Source organism: Streptomyces sp. NPDC048473, from assembly GCF_043200155.1.
Lineage (GTDB): Bacteria > Actinomycetota > Actinomycetes > Streptomycetales > Streptomycetaceae > Streptomyces.
Genome location: NZ_JBICXE010000007.1, coordinates 249,187 through 267,116 on the forward strand (window position 1 = coordinate 249,187; position 17,930 = coordinate 267,116).

Genomic DNA, 17,930 nt, shown 5'->3' on the forward strand with positions numbered 1-17,930 from the left:
GCCGCGCCGTCACTGACGGCTGACCGACCGGGTGATGCCCGCGGCGATCGTCGTGGCGAGCAGCCACCCGGCCGCGATCAGCAGATACGACACGTACTGGTACCAGCCCTGCGGGTTGAACGCCTTCTCCTGCCCGAAGTCGATGATCGGCAGCAGCAGATCCAGGGTGTAGAAGAAGGCGCTGAACGGCGGGGCCTCACCGGCCTTCAGCGGTGGCGGGTGGTGCAGTCCGTACGCCAGCGACCCGATCAGCAGCAGCGAGAAGAGCCAGGCCGCCGCCCGCACCGGCCGGAAGCCGTACCCCACGGTGACGTCCTGCAGATACCCCCACACCCTCGCGTATCCCGGCATGGTGGAGCGATGGGTGCGCTGTTTGGCGAGCAGCACGGTGCGTGCCGCGCCGTCATCACCGATCCGCCGGTACGCCGCCGTCAACTGCTCGTACGCGTACGGAACGTATCCCTCCTCCTCGCGTTCGAGCAGCGGCAGCCGCTGCTCGGCGGGCAGATGGGGGAGCAGAGCGGTGTACGTCAGCCCGTCGAGGTGGACATCGCGCGGCCAGACCGCCGGGTCGGCGTGGATGAGATCGATCTGCGCGCGGCGCAGATTCACCCGTCCCTCGATCGGCGCGGCCTCCCGGAGCCACAGCTCGCCGACCACGCAGCTGCTGGCACGCACGGCGACACCGCCGGGGTTCGACAGCCGCGCGTGCGCGAAGTTGAACTGCCCCGGTATCCGGCTGCCGCGCACATTGGTCCGCCCCTCGACCCGGATCCGCATCGCGTGCACATCGGTGCCGACCGTGAGCGTCTCCGCCTGGAGGGCGGTGGCCCCCGGATTCAGCAGCTGGGCGTCGTTCAGCAGGATCTGCCCGGTGACGGCGGCGCCGTCGAGCCGGGACTCGCCGTGCACGACGAGTCCCGGCATCCACATGTCGTCCCCGGCGGTCACATGATTGAGCTGGAGCACCGCTTCGTCGCTGTCCGCCGTCGAGCCGTCGGCGTTCACCCCGATCCGGGTGCGGTCGAAGAACAATGCCTGGGTGATCTTCGAACCGCCGAGCCGGACCGGGCCGGAGATCCGGCAGCCGGTGAGCCTCAGCACCCCGTCGATCCGGATGGTGCCGGCGGTCAGGCCCGGCAGTACCGAATCGCTGAGGTTGAGCTGGCGCAGCTGCGCCCCGTACAGATTCGGCGCCTGCTCGAAGTGACAGCCGGCCAGCAGCACCGCGTACTCGGCCGTCGCGTACCGCACGTTCAGGGCGCCCGAGATCCGCGCACCCATCACACGCAGCGCCGCCACCTCGCCGTCCTCCTGCCGGCCACCGACCAGCAGGGCTCGCAGCACCTCGCCGCGTACCGTGCGCTCCTGCCCCCAGCCGGTCCCCGCCTCCGGGTCGTCCTCGGCCGCCACGCCGGTACGGAAGTCGACGGGAACGCCACGCGGGAAGGCATCCCATATGCGGCGTTCGGCGGGGGTCAGCTCGGTGATCTCCATCGGCGGGACTCTGACCCGCGGCTCGTCACAGTGTCAACCCCGCCGGGTCAGCGCCGTGTTCAGCTCCCCAGGGCATGGCCGATCGTCACATCCACATGGCCGGGGACCTTGTCGTGCCGGTCGCCCACCGACGGGGTACCGGACGGCTCGAAGAACAGGACCGAGGCCCCGCCGTCGGCGGACGGCTTGTGCCAGGTCCCGCGCGGGACGACGAACACCGCGCCACGGGCGAGAGTGACGGTCCGCTCCCCGTCCGTCTCACGCAGCTGGATGTCCAGCGTGCCGTCGAGGACGAGAAAGAACTCATCGGTGTCCTCATGGACGTGCCACACATGCTCACCGCGGACCTTGGAGATCCGTACGTCGTAGTCGTTGACGCGGGCCACGATCCGCGGGCTCCACAGGGCCTCGAACGTCTTCAGCGCATCGCTCAGCAGGATCGGGCAGGGTGCGGTCTTCGTCGTGTCATCGCTCATGATCCCCATCCTCGGCCTTGGCCCGGGCCCCCGTGAGTGCTAGGAATCGCATATGGCGAAAGAATCCTCGCACCGGGTCGTGATGATCGTCTCGGCCGGCTCCAACCCCTTCGAGATGGGTGTGGCCACCGAACTCTTCGGGCTGCGCCGTCCCGAGCTGCCCGTGCCCTGGTACGACTTCGAGCTCTGCGCCGAGACCCCGACCGTGCGCATGCACCACGGTCTCTTCCAGCTCTCCGGCGTCGCCGGGCTCGATGCCGTCGACCGGGCCGACACCGTCATCGTGCCGAACCGCCCCGACCCGGAGACCCCACCCGATCCGGCCGTCCTCGACGCGATCAGATGTGCGGACGCCCGGGGAGCCAGGCTGGTCAGCTTCTGTACGGGTACGTTCACACTGGCCGCCGCCGGAGTGCTGGACGGCCGACGGGCCACCACCCACTGGCGCTGGGCCGACGCCTTCACCGCCCGCCACCCGCAGGTCCACCTCGACCCCGATGTGCTGTTCGTCGACGACGGCCGGGTGATCACCGCAGCCGGCAGCGCCGCCGCCCTGGACACCGGCCTCCACATCATCCGCTCCGACCACGGCGCGGAGATCGCGGCCGCCGTGAGCCGCCGCCTGGTCTTCGCGGCCCACCGCGACGGCGGCCAGCGCCAGTTCGTCGAGCACCCCCTGCCCGACGTCCCCGACACCTCGCTCGGCCCGCTCCTCGTCTGGGCCGAGGAACACCTCGCCGCGGACCTCACCGTGACCGGCCTCGCCGCGCGCGCCGCCGTCAGCCCGGCCACCCTGCACCGCCGCTTCCGCGCCCAGCTCGGCACGACCCCGCTCGGCTGGCTGACCGAACGCCGGATCACCCTTGCCTGCCGGCTGATGGAGCGCGGCGAGGAACGCCTCGACGTGGTCGCCCGCGCCAGCGGACTGGGTACGGCGACGAACCTGCGGACCCAACTGCGCCGCCGCACCGGACTGGCCCCCAGTGAGTACCGTCGCCGCTTCACCCCGGCCCGCTGAACCGGCCCGGCCGCGGGTGACAATGGACGCATGTCACGACGCACCACACGACCGAGGCGGTCCGCCACCGCCGGAGCGCGGCCTTGCGCGATCACCGCGGACTCGCCGTGCCCGTGCGGCCTGCCCGCCACCTACGCGGGCTGCTGCGGCCGCCTGCACGCCGGGACCATGGCCGCGCCGACCTGCGAGGCGCTGATGCGCTCCCGGTACGCCGCGTTCGTCGTACGGGACGAGGCGTATCTGCTCCGCACCTGGCACCCCGACACCCGGCCGCCCGCCGTCGACTTCGATCCCGGGATGCGCTGGGTACGCCTTGAGATCCTGGAGACGACGGACGGCAGCGCGTTCCACACCACGGGAACGGTCACCTTCCGCGCGCACTACACGGACAACGGGCGGCCGGACTCGCTCCACGAGAAGAGCCGCTTCGGCCGGTACGAGGGCGCCTGGGTGTACTCGACCGGGGTCTTCGCCGACTGACCCGGCCGCGCGGTGACCGGGCCCGTTCAGACGGCGGCCCCCACTCGCGACTTCTCCGGCGAGAGATCCTGTGTCAGGTCCTCCGCCAGCAAGCGCTTGGCGATCACATCCACCGCCGCCCGCAGCTGCCGGTTGTCCGGGCGTGTCCCGTTCTCGTCCAGGCGCTCGTTGAGCCACCGCGCCCACGCGTCGTTGATCGCCGCGGCCTCCCGGCTCCCGGCGGCCGTATGCGTGAACAGATGACCGTCGCCGGTGAGATAGCCCTCCTCGATCATCCGGTCGAAGACCGGCACCAGCACTTCCGGCGGAACCCGGTGCCGGGCCGCGATCAGGTTCAGACCCGCATGGCCGACCATCCGGGTGAACAGCTCGACCTGCATCACCGCCCAGGCCCCCGCCATGTCCAGCCGTGTGTCCGAGTCCGCGACGATACGCCGGGCCGTGTCCCGGCCCGCTCCGTGCAGGATCTTGGCCACGGCGAATTCCAGGAGCTTGGCCGAGTCACCGGCGCTGGGCTGGGCGAAGCCCTCGCCCATGTCCGTCGAGCCGACCCGTGCGGTGTCCCGCAGCTTCACCTGCTTGAGGAAGAGCGCCACGACGAACCCCAGGACCGCGACCGGCACCGTCCACAGGAACACGGTGTGCAGTGTGTCGGCGTACGCCTGGGCCAGTGGCGCGGACTGCGCGGCGGGCAGACTGTGCAGCCCTTGCGGGCTCTGCGCGGCCTTCGCCAGCACCGCGGGGTCGCCGCCCGCCCGGGCCGCCGCGGTGACGCCGTCGGTCAGATTCGGTTTCAGCGCATTGGCGTAGATCGTGCCGAAGACCGCCGTACCGAAGGAGCTGCCGAGCGTACGGAAGAACGTCACGCCCGACGTCGCCGTACCCAGATCGGAGTAGTCGACCGTGTTCTGCACGGCGATCGTCAGTACCTGCATGGACAGACCGATGCCGGCACCGAGCACCAGCATGTACAGCGACTCCAGCCACACCCCGCTGTCCGGGCCCATCCGGGAGAGCAGAAACAGCCCGACCGCCATGATCAGCGAGCCCACGATGGGGAAGATCCGGTACTGGCCCGTCTTGGAGACCACATTGCCGCTGAAGATCGAGGCGACGAGCAGCCCGACGACCATCGGCAGCGTCCGTACCCCTGACAGGGTCGCCGAGTCCCCGTCCACGTACTGCAGATACGTCGGCAGGAAGATCATTGCGCCGAGCATCGCGAAGCCCACGATGAAGCTCAGGATCGAGCAGACGGTGAACACCGGATTCCGGAACAGCCGCATCGGCAGCATCGGTTCCTCGGCCCGGAACTCCACGAGGCAGAAGAGTGCCAGTGCGGCGGCGCCGCCCGCGAAGAGGGTGATGATGACGGGCGATCCCCATGCGTACTCATTGCCGCCCCAGCTCGTCGCCAGGATCAGTGCGCTCGCGCCGACCGTGACCATCGCGATGCCCAGATAGTCGATCACGGGCCGTCCGGCGGCCTTCACCGACGGGATCGTCCGGGCGGCGGCGACGACCACCACGATCGCGATCGGCACATTGACGTAGAACGCCCAGCGCCAGCTCAGATGGTCGGTGAAGAGTCCGCCGAGCAACGGCCCGATCACTGTCGACACCCCGAAGACCGCGCCGATCGCGCCCTGGTACTTGCCGCGCTCGCGCAGCGGGATCACATCGGCGATCAGCGCCATCGAGGTGACCATCAGCCCGCCCGCGCCGATGCCCTGAAGCCCGCGCCAGACGATCAGCAACGTCATATTGGTCGCGAGACCGCACAGGAACGAGCCGGTGATGAAGATGATCGCCGACAGTTGGAAGATGATCTTCCGGCCGAACAGGTCGCCGAACTTGCCGACCAGGACCGTCGCCACCGTCTCGGCGAGCAGATACGCGGTGACCACCCAGGACATATGCGCGGCGCCGCCGAGATCCGAGACGATCGTCGGCAGTGCGGTGCCGACGATCGTCTGGTCCAGGGCGGCCAGCAGAATCCCCAGCACGATCGTCGCGAAGACGATGTTCCTGCGGCGCGGATCGAGTACGGGCGGCGCGGCGGCACTCTGCGCGGCGGGGGCGGTCTCGCTGGCAGTAGTCACGATTGCACCCTCACACCGGCCCCCGCCTCCCGCATGTGGGGGACGGCCGGATGTGTCGTCAGGCCAGCAGGTCCCGCACGGAAGCCTTCATACGGGTCACGAACGCCTCCCGTACCGGCTCCGCCACCCGGTCCAGCGAGAGATACGGATTGAGGTCCTCCAACTCGACGAGCAGCAGCTCGCCCTCCGCGGTCCGGCACGCGTCGACCCGCTGGATGCCGTGGTCGAGACTGTTCCACTCCACGAACCTGCCTGCGAACTTCAGATCCGCCGCGCTCGGCTCGTACGGCTCCAGCACCCACCGCTGGTCCGGATGCGGTGCGTACAGCGCGTACTGGAAGTCGCGGTCGATGAAGTAGAACGACACCTCGTAACGGAAGTCGATCCGCGGCTGGACGAGCAGCGTGCCGTCGTCGCTCTCCGGCAGCGCGGCCTCCCGTATGAACCGCAGCCCGACCGAGTCCGCACCCAGCTTCGGCTTGACCGCATACTCCGGGGCCGCGGGCAGCAGCCTCAGATCCGCCGCCCGGTCCACCGTGGGGATCACCGGATATCCGGCCCGGCTCAGATCGACCAGATACTGCTTGCCCGCCATGTCCCCGCGGCCGTGCAGCGGGTTGTAGACGCGTACGCCCAGCTCCCGCGCCCGTGCGCAGAACGCGTCGTACGCCTCCTGGTAGTGCAGCACCGGACCGCTGTTGCGTACGACGACCGCATCGAAACCGTCCAGCAGCGCGGCGGCGTCCCGGGGGTGACAGAGCGCGACATCGAACTCCTCGCGCAGCCGCGACGTCAGATAGATGTCCTCGTCGCAGTAGCGGCGACCGCGGGCCTCGTAGGCGAGGTCGGTGACGAAGAGGACGGACGGGCGCGGGCCGGCGGGCATGGCGTTCCCCCAGGGGGTGTGTCGGTGGACAGTGGATCAATGATGTCGATGGCGTTGCCCGGTACGGACCCCGGAGCGTCATGAGGTCCGCCCCGCACGAGTCGACCGCATCGCAATCGCGCCACTGCCCGACATTCTCACGCCCATCGCGGCCGATCCCAATCCGGCCGGTGCCGGTGCCGGCGACGTACGTCGCACAAGGGGCGCGGGCAGCCGAAGATGCCGGGTGCGCGAACGGCCGCCCGCCCGGCATCCGTGCAGGAGCGATCAGCGGATGTGGCGCCCGGAGATCGCCCGCGCGATCACCAGCCGCTGGATCTCGCTCGTGCCCTCGAAGATCGTGTAGATCTTGGCATCGCGGTACATCCGCTCGACGGGATGCTCCCTGCTGTACCCGGCGCCGCCCAGGATCTGGATGGCTTTCTCCGTCGCGGACACCGCGAGTTCGCCCGCGCGCAGCTTGGACATGGACCCCTGTCCCGCGTCGAAGCCCCGGTCGTTGCGGGCCATCCACGCGGCCTGCCAGATCAGCAGCCGTACGGCCTCGATCTCGGTACGGATGTCGGCCAGCGCGAACGCGATCGACTGGTTCTCGATGATGGGCCGGCCGAACGCCTCGCGCTGACCCGCGTACTCCAGCGCGTACTCGTACGCGGCGCGCGCGATGCCCAGCGCCTGGGCGCCGACGGTCGGACGGCTGACCTCGAAGGTCGCCATCGCCGCCTGCCCCTTGGCGTTCGTACCCTCGCGGGCACGGGCCAGCCGGGCGTCCAGCTTCTCCTTTCCGCCGAGGAGGCAGTGGCCGGGAACGCGTACGTCGTCCAGGAAGACATCCGCCGTGTGCGAGGCGCGCAGGCCGAGCTTCTTGATGGTGCGGCTCGCCACGAGGCCCTCGGTGGCGGGCGGCACGACGAACGCGGCCTGACCGCGGGAGCCGAGCGACGGATCGACCGAGGCGACGACCACATGGACCTCGGCGATTCCGCCGTTGGTGATCCAGGCCTTCTGGCCGGAGAGCACCCACTCGTCGCGGGCCTCGTCGTACCGGGCCCTGGTGGTCATCGCGGCGACATCGGAGCCGGCCTGCGGTTCGGAGACGCAGAAGGCGGCGACCTTCGGGTCGTCCTCGTCGCCGTAACACTGCGGCACCCACTCGGCGAGCTGGTCCGGAGTTCCGGAGGCGAAAATTCCGGCTACGGCGAGGGAGGTGCCGAAGAGCGCCATGCCGATTCCGGCATCGCCCCAGAACAGCTCCTCGTTGGCTATCTGGAGGGAGAGCCCGGAGGGGTCGCCGTACATGTCCGCGAGGGATTCGAAACCGTACAGACCGATCCGGGCGGCTTCCTGGATGACGGGCCACGGGGTCTCCTCCCGCGCGTCCCACTCGGCGGCTGCGGGGCGGACGACCTGGGCGGCGAAGCCGTGCACCCAGTTACGCAGATCCTGCTGCTCCTCGGTGAGAGCGAGGGAGAAGTAGCTCATGGGCTCAGGCCTTCGGGATGTCGAAGTAGCGGGTCAGGCCCGAGGCCAGCGAGACATCACCGGCGACCTTCAGCTTGCGCAGCATGAACATCGTCACGGGATTGCCGTTGCCGGAGACCAGTTTGAGGAACTCGGCGTCCCCCATCACCAGCGTCGTGCGCGGTTCGGCCTCGGAACGGCCCTCGCTGACGGTGCAGCTGCCCTCGGAGATCACGGTCTCGAAGACCGCATCGCTGTCGCCGGTTATCTTCCAGCGGATCAGCGCCTTCAGCTGCCCCGCGGCCTCCGGGCGGAACTGCTGCCTCATCCGGCCGAAGACCTCGCCGAGTACGCGGGAGCGCAGATCGCCGTGCATGACCTCGCCGAGCTGCTTGGCCGACAGGCCCTTGACGATCCGTGCGAACTCCTCGGGGGAGACGGCCGCGAAGTCGAGCCCGGCCAGTTCGTCGGTGAGGTTGCCGCTGCTGTTGTCGGCCACGCCAGTTCCTTACTCCGGAGTAAATTTACTTTTGAGTAAGGTAGGTGCCCGCGCCGTCCCTTCGCAAGACGGATGCGCAGTGCGGGAGGTGCGGGCGGTTCACCAGGAACTGCCCGGGCGCACCGGCAGCCGGGGGTGGTGGGCGGCGAGGAACTTGTTGGCGCGGGCCAGCTCGGAGAGTGCCTGCTCACGGTCGGCCTGGTCCTCGATGCAGAGGCGCGGGCCACGGAACCTGCGCACCTCGCGCGCGGCGCATTCGGCATCGAACTCCGCCTGCACGATGTGCGGCGGGATGCAGGACCCGATCAGCGCGGCGACCCGGTCCGGGATCGGCACGGGGACGAGGAGGTGTGAGGCGGTCATGGGGGGTTCCCTCTCGGATGGTTGGCCAGGAGGTGGTTCTCGGCGTGGCCGCCGGGTGGGCGGCCGACTCCTCCATATGTACGGGACGCACTTCCGGGTTTCTTGTTGAGAACGTCTCCGTGTGGCAACCGTTTTGAGAGTGACCGGCTATTTCCCTTTACCCGTAAGTAAGTTGACCGCGCAAGAGGTACGTGCTCCGCTCAGAGCGGAGCGTCGTCGCTGCGGGCGCGCAGTTGCATCGCTCGCAGCACGGCCTCGGTGGAGAACCGGGACTCGGGGTCGACGAGTTGCTCACCGAAGATGGATTCCAGATTGCGCATCCGGTAGCGGACGGTCTGTGGATGCACGTCGAGCAGCTCGCCCATCTGGGCCGCGGTGCCACGGGTGTCGAGCCAGATCCGCAACGTCTCGATCAGCCGCTCGCGCCGATTGGCGCTGATTCCGGCGATCGGGGCGAGTTCGCGCCGTGCGAGCTGGTCCAGGAGGACCGGGTCGGAGAGGAGCCACAGGGTGATGAGGTGGTCCTCGCAGAGGACGACCGGTGCGTCGTCGATGATGCCTGCGTCGATGAGTTCGAGTACGCGACGGGCCCAGCGGATCGAGTCCGAGGCCAGAGCGGTGGGAACGGTCAGGCCGATGGCGGCGTGGGTGCCCAGGAGCGCGTGATCGAGCATGCGTCTTCGCACGTCGTCGAGCGGTCCCGGGATCAGTAAGTGCGGCTGCGGGTCGGTGAAATCGACGAGGACGTCACGGTCGGCGCCGAGCCGGCCCAGGTCGGCCGAGGAGCGCACCGCAACAAGGGTCACCTCGTCGGGCAGTACCCAGCCGGTCTGCTCACAGAGCTCGGCGATGGCGGTACGGGGCACGGGACGGCCGGCGAGCAGCAGATGCAGCAGACGCCGCCGGAGCGTGTCCGTGTGGTCGCCGGAGGCCGCCCTGACCTCCAAGTAGCCCTCGCGGGACAGCGCTTCGAGCTCATCGACGTACGTGAACAGGGCGTCGGCGAAGGTGAGCATCATCGTGGGGGAGAGGTTGTAGCGCCGGCCGACCTTCTTGGCCCGGCGCAGCGCGACCCGGGCGCCGAGCCGGTACGCGCCCTGCAACTGGTCCAGGCTGCGCCCCTCGTACGCCTCGAACCGGCCGAATCTGCGGCACATTTCGTCGCGCAGCGCGGAGGGGGCGGCCGGCTCGGCGACCTGGTCCACGAAGACGGAGATGCTCTGCTCCACGCCGACCCGGATGCCCTGCCCGTACGGTCCGTCGAGCAGTCGCGCGTATTCGGGGTACGCACGGGTCACCTCCAGTCCGATCTCCTTGATCAGGCTGGGGAGTTCGGGCCGCACGATCGCGGCAAACTCCTGCGGCAGTGGTCCCAGTGGTTCTCCGAGGTCCGAGGGCTGTGCAACTCCCGGCATGCCAGTACCCCTTGCTCTCCTGCGCCCGATGGGGGATGGGCCGTGGGAGGAGCGCTCCCAAGCCGTCAGGTGCGTACCAACGTGGGCTGCTGAACATAGTCCAAGCAGGGGCCTGTGGACACCGTCGGGACAGGACGAGATGCAAGGGGCACGTAATGTCATGCCATGACCCGGTCGAGCCGGGGCTGTGCCGGTCCGGTGCCGGCCACCTGACCGGCGGTGGGGGACGGGCACGTACATCGGGTTCGGTATTTCGTGACAAGAATTCCGCGGGGTCCGCGAAATTCCCTCATGCCGCTACCCGTAAAGGTTTATGCATCGCACTTCCATTGAGATGGTCAGTCGACCGCGGTACCTCGGCGATGTCAAGAGGTGGTGGGTGATGAGTGGTTCGTGGACGGCTCATGTTCTCCGATCCCGATCTCCTTTGATTGTTGGAGGAATTCCGGTGCTTGCCGCTCCGGTGACGACTGCGGGCTGTGACAGCGGCGGTACGGCGCGAGCCTGCCCGCAGATCATCGCCGGGGACAGCGTGTCGGTCGATGCCCGCCCATATGCGGCGAGCCATCCGGCGGCGGCCGAGCTGTGCGCCAACGGGCAATGCCGGCCGATGGCCCAGGGGGCGCAGCCGAACCTGCGGCACGACGGCCCCGATCCGGTCGAGATCACCGTGACGGTGACGGGAGCTGCCGGGAGGGTGCTGCTCAAGGCCGCCACCACGGTGACGCCACACCACAGCCGGACCGGCTGCCCGGCCGACCGGACGTACCACGGGCAGGCCATGGTGGCGGCCGACGGTGAACTCCGCTCGAAATGATGCGGTCGGACAGCAATTCATCATTCCTCGGCAATTCTTCCGCTGCCGTCAATTGAAGTCGCGTGCGCCCGGTACAACGGCGATTCGAACTGCGGGTGCTGCTCCGCGCACGTAGGCGCGAGTGCGTCGCACCACGCCAGCAAGGGCTGGCGCCGTTCGGGTTCGAGGCTGTGACATGGGGAGTTGCCGGTTCTGCGGTCCTCGACCAGGTGAGCAGGCGCCCGAGGGGCGGACCCTGCCGGGGCGGAACTACTCACTTCTGGATAAGAATCCACGGCCTGTTGCTCGCCGCCGAACAAATTCCTGACCGAAAGTCGCTCATTTGGAGATTCTTCGTCCGGGGTGTTGCGAAGCCACGTTACTCGACCGTAGCGTCTTCGCCGAACGCAAGTGGTCGAGCAGTTGGTCGGGTCGGACTGCTCATTCTCTGCTCCGTGGTCACCTTTGGAATGCCGCCCTCAATTGCCGGGAGGGACACTCCTTAATTGACCGCACCTTCAGAAGGGAAAAGGAACTGTGAACACGCTTGCACGAAGAGCCGCAGTCGTCACCGCCGCACTGGGCGCAGCCGTCGCCCTGTCGATGTCGCCGGCTTCGGCCGCTCCGCACTCATGGGCCGTCAGCCCGGGCGGGGACTTCACCGCCCATGCAGAGCTCCCGACACTGGATGTTCCCTTTGCGCAGCTCGTCTGCGACTCTTCCGACGTGAACGACGGATCGCTCGACGCGACGAGCGCCGACGGTGTCGACATCGGCGACATCAACAACATCACCTTCACGAACTGCAACGTCGGGGGTATCAACTTCGACGTCACGATGGCCGCTTCGCCGTGGCACATCAACGCCGTCGAGCCGAACGCCACCCACACGGACTGGGTTGACGGCACCGTCAGTGACATCTCGGCGCACATCGAAGGAATCGGCTGCTCCGCCGACTTCTCGGGCCAGGTCTACGGGCACTACGACAACACGGCAGGGGCCCTCGTGATCGACGGCTCCGGCACTGATCTCGTCGCGTCCAACGCCAGTTGCCTCGGCCTCATCAACGACGGCGACGTGGCCAGTCTCAACGCCACATACGTCGTGGACCCGTCGCAGACCATTACCGCGACGTCGTAGTCCGGCCAGTCAGGTCAGGTAAGGACCGGCCCAGGGACGCATCCGGGGTGGCGGCGGAGGAGCACTCCGCCGCCACCCCCGCCGTGGTTCGGACGCGATACGTCACGCGACCGAATGTGTCGAACGGGTGGACGCATCCAGCCGCGTGCAGCACCGTAGCCACCGCATCACACCGCATCAGGGGGACAGCGCCCATATGAACGTGAAGACATCTGCGACCGGTGGCAGGCCTTTCGTGCGTCTGGCTTCGATTGCAGCCGCCGTGCTCCTCGCGGGGTTGCTGTCCGGGCCGGGATCGGCTGCGGACGAAGGAACGAAGGCGGCCCCGTTCGCGTACGACTGCGCAGTGCCGAACGGGAACGTCCGGGTCACCGTCGATGTCAGCGCCGCGTTTCCGGCCTCCGGTGCAGTCGGCGAACCGGTGCAGCCCGATCTGGTCACGGTCACTGTCGGGATCTCGCGGGCCGACATCGAGGCGCTGCTTCCGGCCGGATCCGCAGCGGCATCGAGCACGGTGACTCTCGCAGTCGGCGTCGCGCAGAATGATCGTACGGCCGAAGCGACTTGGCAGAGTCTCACAGCCCCGAGCACCCCGCTGCCTGCCGACGGAGAGGTACAGCTCGTTCACTCGGGACAGGTCCCGTCAGTGACGGTCGGAGCTCCGGGCGACGTCGTCTTCCGTGCGGGCACGCTGACGTTGGGCCTGCGCGCCGACACGGAGGCCACACAGATCGACGGAGCCGAACCCGCGCCGCTGACCTGCGATCTGACCGCCGATCAGGACGGACGCCTGGCGACCGTCCCTGTGCCGGGTGGCGCCGACACCACGCCGACGGGCACCCCGGCAACGGGGGAGCCCGCCGAGAAGGGTGTGCGTGAAGGGATATCGGTCGAACCGGGTGCAGTCCCGGCCGAAACCGCTGACCACTGTCCGATTGCCCCTGCCGTGGGCGAGATGGACTGGAGCGAGGCACCGGAGCCACCGGCCGGCGATCCCCTCAGTGAGCTCGACGTACCCACCGGGGGATTGGCGGGCTGCGCCTACGCGGTCGGCATAGCCAATGTGCGCAAGCTGAACGGCGCAATGATAATCAATGATCCGAGCCGACAGCCGGCGCTTATCAGCGTTGCAGCGAACAAGCACATAGGGCAACGGAAGGTGACGGCGAAGGGCGGATATTATATCCGCATCTCATCGCTCGGAAACCTGAAGCTGCCGGACGCTGAATCCACCTTCTTGACTTTTGGGTTCCAGCCGGTATCCGCGAAGGTTGAATTCGAGAACGGCCCTCTCACCATCTCTACCGGAAACATAGGGGTTGGCGCCGGTGTGGTCTATTTCTCCGTGGCCTCCTTCATGCAGTCGCTACGCCTGCATGACGTCAAGGTGAACGGTGTCCCCCTGGACGTGGGTCCGAACTGCCGGACCAGTAAGCCATTCAAGGTGGTTCTCCGGGGGGAGCGTCCGTTTTACACGGATGTTTTCAGCGGAGGTCTGTTGTCGGGGGAGATCGACGTACCTTCATTCTCCGGCTGCGGAACGGGGAGTGAGGATCTTTCCCCGCTGTTCACGGCATCGATCTCGGGTCCCGGAAATCTCGTGACGATGAATCAGGGAAAGACATGTGTGCCGGCCCAGACCAATACGTTCTGCCCTCCCACCATGCCTGTGATTCCGGGTACCGAGGCCCCTAAGGGCTGATTTCCGTAGCCACGGGCAGGAGCGCCGGGAGGCGCCTGGTCCCGTTACCCCGTCACGTGTCGGTCGCTTCGTTGCGTGGCGGGGTCAGGCGTGCGCCGCGGCTCTCGGCGATGAGGAGGGCGGCGCGCAGCGCTTGGGTCAACTGACCTGTCGGCATGTGGAGTTCAGTGCCTGGATGTCGGCATCGGTGAGGACTTCGCCGTCCTGCCCAACCCCCGCAACGCCTCCCGCACCTGCCCTGCATGCGGCCGCACCGCGCACGCCGGCAGTGTCGGAGCACTCGACGTGCCCTATGAGCAGGGCTGGTCCGTCGCGAAGCCCAACCGGCATAGCGAGAAGCCCCGCCCCTTTCGGGACGGGGCGGAGCCACCGGTGCTCCGGCGACTACTGGGCCGCCGAGTGCCAGTACTGCGACAGCAGCTTGCCCGCGTCGGGGGCGACGCTGCCCGGGTTGTTGATGGTTGCCACGTACGTCTGGGCGTTGTCCAGAGTGACGTTGTTGTTGCCCGAGGCGGACGGCAGCCCGGTCTTCAGGTTGACCGCCCAGTTGAGCAGGCCCAGACCGCAGCCGCTCGCGCCGGGGACTGCGTACGCGGCGTCGTTCTGGTTCGCGCCGATGAGGCTGATCCGGCCCATGGGCCCGGTCGTGCTGGTGGTGCCGTCACCGTCGAACCGCTGGGTGCTGACGGTCGGCTTCGTCAGGTTCTGCGGGCGCAGCAGGATCGGGTCCGAGCTGGTGCCGATGTAGCACTTGTCGCCCAGGAACGGGTTCTCCAGGTGGATCCGTACAGGCAGTGTGATGATCGGCTTCCCGGTGGTGGTGCCCGCGAGCAGCTGGAAGTCGGTGGGGGTGTTCACCGACTCGACCGTGGCCGTGACCCGGTTGAGGCTGACGTTGGTCAACTGGTTGCAGATGCCGGTGATCACCGGGATGTCGCTGGGGCACATCAGGCCGAGCAGCCCGCCCGGGATGTCCGCCGAGTCGGCGATGAGGGCGCCGCCGGACGGTGACACCACCGTGGTCGACCCACCGGTGTGTGTGACCACGCCGACCTGCAGGTCGCTCGCCCCGGTCGGTACCACGCTGTTGCCGAGCTTGATGGAACCGCTCGCCGAGTGGGAGGAGAGACAGAGCGCGGTGTCGGTCTTCCCGTCGGCGGCCAGCATCGCGGGCGCGTCCACCGGACAACGGGTGAACGGCGCCCAGTTGCCGTTGAGGCTCGTGGCGGCGGTGGCCGACCCCACGGAGGCGAACGCGGCGAGGGCCGTGACGGAGGCCAGCAGCCCCACACGCGCCCGGTTCGAAGCGGATCTCATGTCTTCCCCTTTAATTCAGGCAGCCGTCGGTACGGCGGTGTCGTTCTCGGAGTTGCTCGGTCTTCGACGCCCGGAGCCGGCGCGTCGAGGGGCTGCTCGCCCTTTGCGAAGAGAGACAGGACGGCGTCGAGGACGAGAACAGTGAACCGTGAATCGAACAAAGCGAGAGAGGTTTGGCTTCTGGATTCACTGAGCCGCGAGGTTACTTGCGGGAAACACCGCCGCACAATCCCGCCGTTTGAGAATCTTCTACCGAAAGGGTCTTCTCGGTCCCGGGTGAGCATCGGGCGGCGTTTCTTTGTCAATTGGTGCGCACCCTGGCGCTGCGTGATGCGGAATGATTGACACCGCTTGTGTGTGCGCCCCGTCCGAGTGGTGCGTCGTACGCGCCTCGTTTGTGCAGGTGGCCGGCGCCCGTACCCCTTCCGGAGGTCGCGGAATTTATCACTCGTGGATAAGTTCTCCCGGATCATTGCTCAGTCCGTGTAAAGAACAACGTGGCTGAACACGGGCTCGCGGAAACTTCGAGAACTGGTATTGCGGGCCAGGTTACCCAGCCGTAACCTCGCCCCCGTAAGCAACTCGGCCGGTGAGGCGTGGTCCTGCTCGTCAGCCGGAAAGGGACTCCCCGTCGTGGCCCCCCGCGCGAGGAGTCCCTACCCGCGAGCTCACTGCCCGGAACCCCCTTTATTCCGGGCGGAGTGCGCGCTGTGGGGCCTCACGGCTCCGGCCCCCCTGGGCCGCGAGGCCCCGACCTGCACCGAGTGTTACGAGTACGCAATTGTTGACAAGCTTTCCCCCCGGGCTTGTCACTGAATGACAAAAGAGCCGCAGGTTGGCGAATTGGCTGTTCAAGGGCTTGTCCTGGCGGTCTTGATGAACTTAACGTGCGCCCCTCGGCGCACTTCTGTCACTTCGTGAGCGCATGCAGGAGGTGGGATGGGAATCGAAGTAGTGGTCGAAGGCCTCACCAAGTCTTTCGGCAAGCAGAACATCTGGCAGGACGTGTCGCTCACGCTTCCCGCCGGCGAGGTCAGTGTCATGCTCGGCCCGTCGGGTACCGGAAAGACCGTCTTCCTCAAATCCATCATCGGCCTGCTGAAGCCCGAACACGGCCGCGTGCTCATCAACGGCGTCGACATGGTGAACAGCCCCGAACGGGACATCATGGAGACCCGCAAGCTCTTCGGCCTCATGTTCCAGGACGGTGCCCTCTTCGGGTCCATGTCGCTGTTCGACAACATCGCCTTCCCGCTGCGTGAGCACACCCGCAAGAAGGAATCCGAGATCCGGCGCATTGTCATGGAACGCATCGACATCGTCGGACTTCTCGGTGCGGAGGGGAAACTGCCCGGCGAGATCTCCGGCGGCATGCGCAAGCGGGCCGGCCTCGCCCGTGCCCTCGTCCTGGACCCGCAGATCATCCTCTGCGACGAGCCGGACTCCGGGCTCGACCCCGTCCGTACCGCCTACCTCTCCCAGCTCCTCATCGATCTGAACGCGCAGATCGACGCCACGATGCTGATCGTCACCCACAACCTCGACATCGCCGCGACCGTCCCCGACAACATGGGGATGCTGTTCTGCCGCAACCTCGTCACCTTCGGGCCGCGCGAGGTGCTGCTCACCAGCGATGTGCCCGTCGTCTCCCAGTTCCTCTCCGGACGCCGCGAAGGCCCCATCGGCATGTCCGAGGAGAAGGACGCCGCCACCCTCGCCGCCGAGCAGCTGAACGGCACCGGCTACGACCACACCTCAGGGCCGCGGACCGTCGTACCGCAGCTGGAGCCCTCGCCCGGGATGCCGGTCCGCCAGGCCGTCCTGCGGCGCCGGGAGCGGGTCCTCGGCATGATGGGCCAGCTGCCGGAGGCCGCCCGTACGGCCATCATGAACAGCTACACCCCGGCTGCCGGCGGTGCGCGCCCGTGACGGCCGAGATTCCGGTGCGGCCCCCCGAGCCGCCCGCCACCGACGCGCCACCGCGGCAGACGCCGGTACAGAGACCACCGACGCGGCTGCTCGCCCCGCTGCGCGAGACCGGGAAACTGTTCGCGCTCGCCCTGTCCGTGACCCGGTCGATCTTCCGAAGGCCTTTCCAGGTGCGGGAGTTCATCGAGCAGTTCTGGTTCATCGCCAGTGTCACCATCCTGCCCGCCGCCCTCGTCTCGATCCCGTTCGGCGCGGTCATCGCCCTCCAGGTCGGCTCGCTCACCCAGCAGCTCGGCGCCCAGTCCTTCACCGGCGGCGCCAGCGTCCTCGCCGTCATCCAGCAGGCCAGCCCGCTCATCGTGGCCCTGCTCATCTCCGGCGCGGGCGGCTCGGCGATCTGCGCCGACCTCGGATCGCGGAAGATCCGTGAGGAGCTCGACGCCATGGAGGTCATGGGCGTCTCGCCCATCCAGCGCCTCGTCGTCCCGCGCGTCCTGGCCACCATGTTCGTGGCCGTCCTGCTCAACGGCCTGGTCTCCGTCGTCGGCACGCTCGGCGGCTACTTCTTCAACGTGATCATGCAGCACGGGACGCCCGGTGCGTACCTCGCCAGCTTCTCCGCCCTCGCCCAGCTGCCCGACCTCTACATCAGCGAGTTCAAGGCGCTGATCTTCGGGTTCATCGCGGGCATCGTCGCCGCCTATCGCGGTCTGAACCCGCGCGGAGGCCCCAAGGGAGTCGGCGACGCGGTCAACCAGTCCGTCGTCATCACCTTCATGCTGCTGTTCTTCGTGAACATGGTCCTCACGGCGATCTATCTCCAGATCGTCCCCGCGAAGGGGAGCTGAG

General features: G+C 67.9%; 16 protein-coding genes. 7 read left to right on the forward strand and 9 right to left on the reverse strand.

Annotation, left to right across the window (positions count from 1 at the left end; genetic code table 11):
* Nucleotides 1-9 precede the first annotated feature (9 nt).
* Nucleotides 10-1,497, reverse strand: a complete 1,488-nt coding sequence (locus ACGFU7_RS15505; protein WP_393695978.1) for a membrane-associated oxidoreductase — start codon at nt 1,495-1,497, stop codon at nt 10-12.
* A gap of 59 nt (nt 1,498-1,556) precedes the next feature.
* Nucleotides 1,557-1,973, reverse strand: coding sequence for a cupin domain-containing protein (locus ACGFU7_RS15510; protein ID WP_393695980.1), 417 nt, complete (start codon nt 1,971-1,973; stop codon nt 1,557-1,559).
* Between the two features lie 52 nt (nt 1,974-2,025).
* Between ACGFU7_RS15510 and ACGFU7_RS15515 the strand changes: the two genes are divergently transcribed.
* Together ACGFU7_RS15515 and ACGFU7_RS15520 are read left to right on the forward strand one after the other, a co-directional pair.
* Complete coding sequence (locus ACGFU7_RS15515) at nt 2,026-2,991, forward strand: GlxA family transcriptional regulator (RefSeq protein ID WP_393695982.1); 966 nt, start codon at nt 2,026-2,028, stop codon at nt 2,989-2,991.
* Nucleotides 2,992-3,021: 30 nt separating this feature from the next.
* Entirely contained in the window at nt 3,022-3,471 is a 450-nt protein-coding gene (locus tag ACGFU7_RS15520) for a YchJ family protein (RefSeq protein WP_393695983.1), read from the forward strand.
* A 26-nt stretch (nt 3,472-3,497) separates the two neighbouring features.
* On the opposite strand, the gene ACGFU7_RS15525 is transcribed toward ACGFU7_RS15520, so the two are convergent.
* The 6 genes from ACGFU7_RS15525 to ACGFU7_RS15550 all read right to left on the reverse strand — a co-directional run bounded on the left by ACGFU7_RS15525 (nt 3,498) and on the right by ACGFU7_RS15550 (nt 10,197).
* Entirely contained in the window at nt 3,498-5,573 is a 2,076-nt protein-coding gene (locus tag ACGFU7_RS15525; RefSeq protein ID WP_393695985.1) for an MDR family MFS transporter, read from the reverse strand.
* 58 nt (nt 5,574-5,631) lie between these two features.
* On the reverse strand, nt 5,632-6,459 hold the full coding sequence (locus ACGFU7_RS15530) for a hypothetical protein (protein WP_393695987.1): 828 nt from the start codon (nt 6,457-6,459) through the stop codon (nt 5,632-5,634).
* Nucleotides 6,460-6,726: 267 nt separating this feature from the next.
* Complete coding sequence (locus ACGFU7_RS15535; RefSeq protein WP_393695989.1) at nt 6,727-7,941, reverse strand: acyl-CoA dehydrogenase family protein; 1,215 nt, start codon at nt 7,939-7,941, stop codon at nt 6,727-6,729.
* Between the two features lie 4 nt (nt 7,942-7,945).
* Nucleotides 7,946-8,419, reverse strand: a complete 474-nt coding sequence (locus ACGFU7_RS15540) for an SCP2 sterol-binding domain-containing protein (protein WP_393695991.1) — start codon at nt 8,417-8,419, stop codon at nt 7,946-7,948.
* Nucleotides 8,420-8,518: 99 nt separating this feature from the next.
* Nucleotides 8,519-8,782, reverse strand: a complete 264-nt coding sequence (locus ACGFU7_RS15545; RefSeq protein ID WP_393695992.1) for a hypothetical protein — start codon at nt 8,780-8,782, stop codon at nt 8,519-8,521.
* A gap of 200 nt (nt 8,783-8,982) precedes the next feature.
* Nucleotides 8,983-10,197 (reverse strand): helix-turn-helix domain-containing protein, encoded by a 1,215-nt coding sequence (locus ACGFU7_RS15550; RefSeq protein ID WP_393695994.1) that lies wholly within the window; start codon nt 10,195-10,197, stop codon nt 8,983-8,985.
* Between the two features lie 448 nt (nt 10,198-10,645).
* Here ACGFU7_RS15550 and ACGFU7_RS15555 point away from each other — a divergent pair, with 448 nt between their 5' ends.
* The 3 genes from ACGFU7_RS15555 to ACGFU7_RS15565 all read left to right on the forward strand — a co-directional run bounded on the left by ACGFU7_RS15555 (nt 10,646) and on the right by ACGFU7_RS15565 (nt 13,835).
* The gene (locus ACGFU7_RS15555; protein WP_393695996.1) at nt 10,646-11,014 is read left to right on the forward strand and encodes a hypothetical protein; all 369 of its coding nucleotides are present in this window, start codon (nt 10,646-10,648) and stop codon (nt 11,012-11,014) included.
* A gap of 516 nt (nt 11,015-11,530) precedes the next feature.
* Entirely contained in the window at nt 11,531-12,133 is a 603-nt protein-coding gene (locus ACGFU7_RS15560; protein WP_393695998.1) for a hypothetical protein, read from the forward strand.
* 196 nt (nt 12,134-12,329) lie between these two features.
* Entirely contained in the window at nt 12,330-13,835 is a 1,506-nt protein-coding gene (locus tag ACGFU7_RS15565) for a DUF6801 domain-containing protein (protein ID WP_393696000.1), read from the forward strand.
* Nucleotides 13,836-14,219: 384 nt separating this feature from the next.
* Here ACGFU7_RS15565 and ACGFU7_RS15570 read toward each other — a convergent pair whose 3' ends face one another.
* On the reverse strand, nt 14,220-15,152 hold the full coding sequence (locus ACGFU7_RS15570) for a hypothetical protein (protein ID WP_393696002.1): 933 nt from the start codon (nt 15,150-15,152) through the stop codon (nt 14,220-14,222).
* 939 nt (nt 15,153-16,091) lie between these two features.
* Between ACGFU7_RS15570 and ACGFU7_RS15575 the strand changes: the two genes are divergently transcribed.
* Together ACGFU7_RS15575 and ACGFU7_RS15580 are read left to right on the forward strand one after the other, a co-directional pair.
* Entirely contained in the window at nt 16,092-17,081 is a 990-nt protein-coding gene (locus tag ACGFU7_RS15575; protein WP_393696004.1) for an ABC transporter ATP-binding protein, read from the forward strand.
* On the forward strand, nt 17,078-17,929 hold the full coding sequence (locus ACGFU7_RS15580; RefSeq protein ID WP_393696005.1) for an MlaE family ABC transporter permease: 852 nt from the start codon (nt 17,078-17,080) through the stop codon (nt 17,927-17,929). The genes ACGFU7_RS15575 and ACGFU7_RS15580 overlap by 4 nt, the downstream gene beginning before the upstream one ends.
* The last annotated feature ends 1 nt before the right edge of the window (nt 17,930 follow it).

Coding starts and splice junctions, on each gene's coding strand:
- ACGFU7_RS15505 (WP_393695978.1), bottom strand. CDS start 1,497: ATGGAGATCACCGAGCTGACCCCCGCCGAACGCCGCATATGGGATGCC.
- ACGFU7_RS15510 (WP_393695980.1), bottom strand. CDS start 1,973: ATGAGCGATGACACGACGAAGACCGCACCCTGCCCGATCCTGCTGAGC.
- ACGFU7_RS15515 (WP_393695982.1), top strand. CDS start 2,026: ATGGCGAAAGAATCCTCGCACCGGGTCGTGATGATCGTCTCGGCCGGC.
- ACGFU7_RS15520 (WP_393695983.1), top strand. CDS start 3,022: ATGTCACGACGCACCACACGACCGAGGCGGTCCGCCACCGCCGGAGCG.
- ACGFU7_RS15530 (WP_393695987.1), bottom strand. CDS start 6,459: ATGCCCGCCGGCCCGCGCCCGTCCGTCCTCTTCGTCACCGACCTCGCC.
- ACGFU7_RS15535 (WP_393695989.1), bottom strand. CDS start 7,941: ATGAGCTACTTCTCCCTCGCTCTCACCGAGGAGCAGCAGGATCTGCGT.
- ACGFU7_RS15545 (WP_393695992.1), bottom strand. CDS start 8,782: ATGACCGCCTCACACCTCCTCGTCCCCGTGCCGATCCCGGACCGGGTC.
- ACGFU7_RS15550 (WP_393695994.1), bottom strand. CDS start 10,197: ATGCCGGGAGTTGCACAGCCCTCGGACCTCGGAGAACCACTGGGACCA.
- ACGFU7_RS15565 (WP_393696000.1), top strand. CDS start 12,330: ATGAACGTGAAGACATCTGCGACCGGTGGCAGGCCTTTCGTGCGTCTG.
- ACGFU7_RS15570 (WP_393696002.1), bottom strand. CDS start 15,152: ATGAGATCCGCTTCGAACCGGGCGCGTGTGGGGCTGCTGGCCTCCGTC.
- ACGFU7_RS15575 (WP_393696004.1), top strand. CDS start 16,092: ATGGGAATCGAAGTAGTGGTCGAAGGCCTCACCAAGTCTTTCGGCAAG.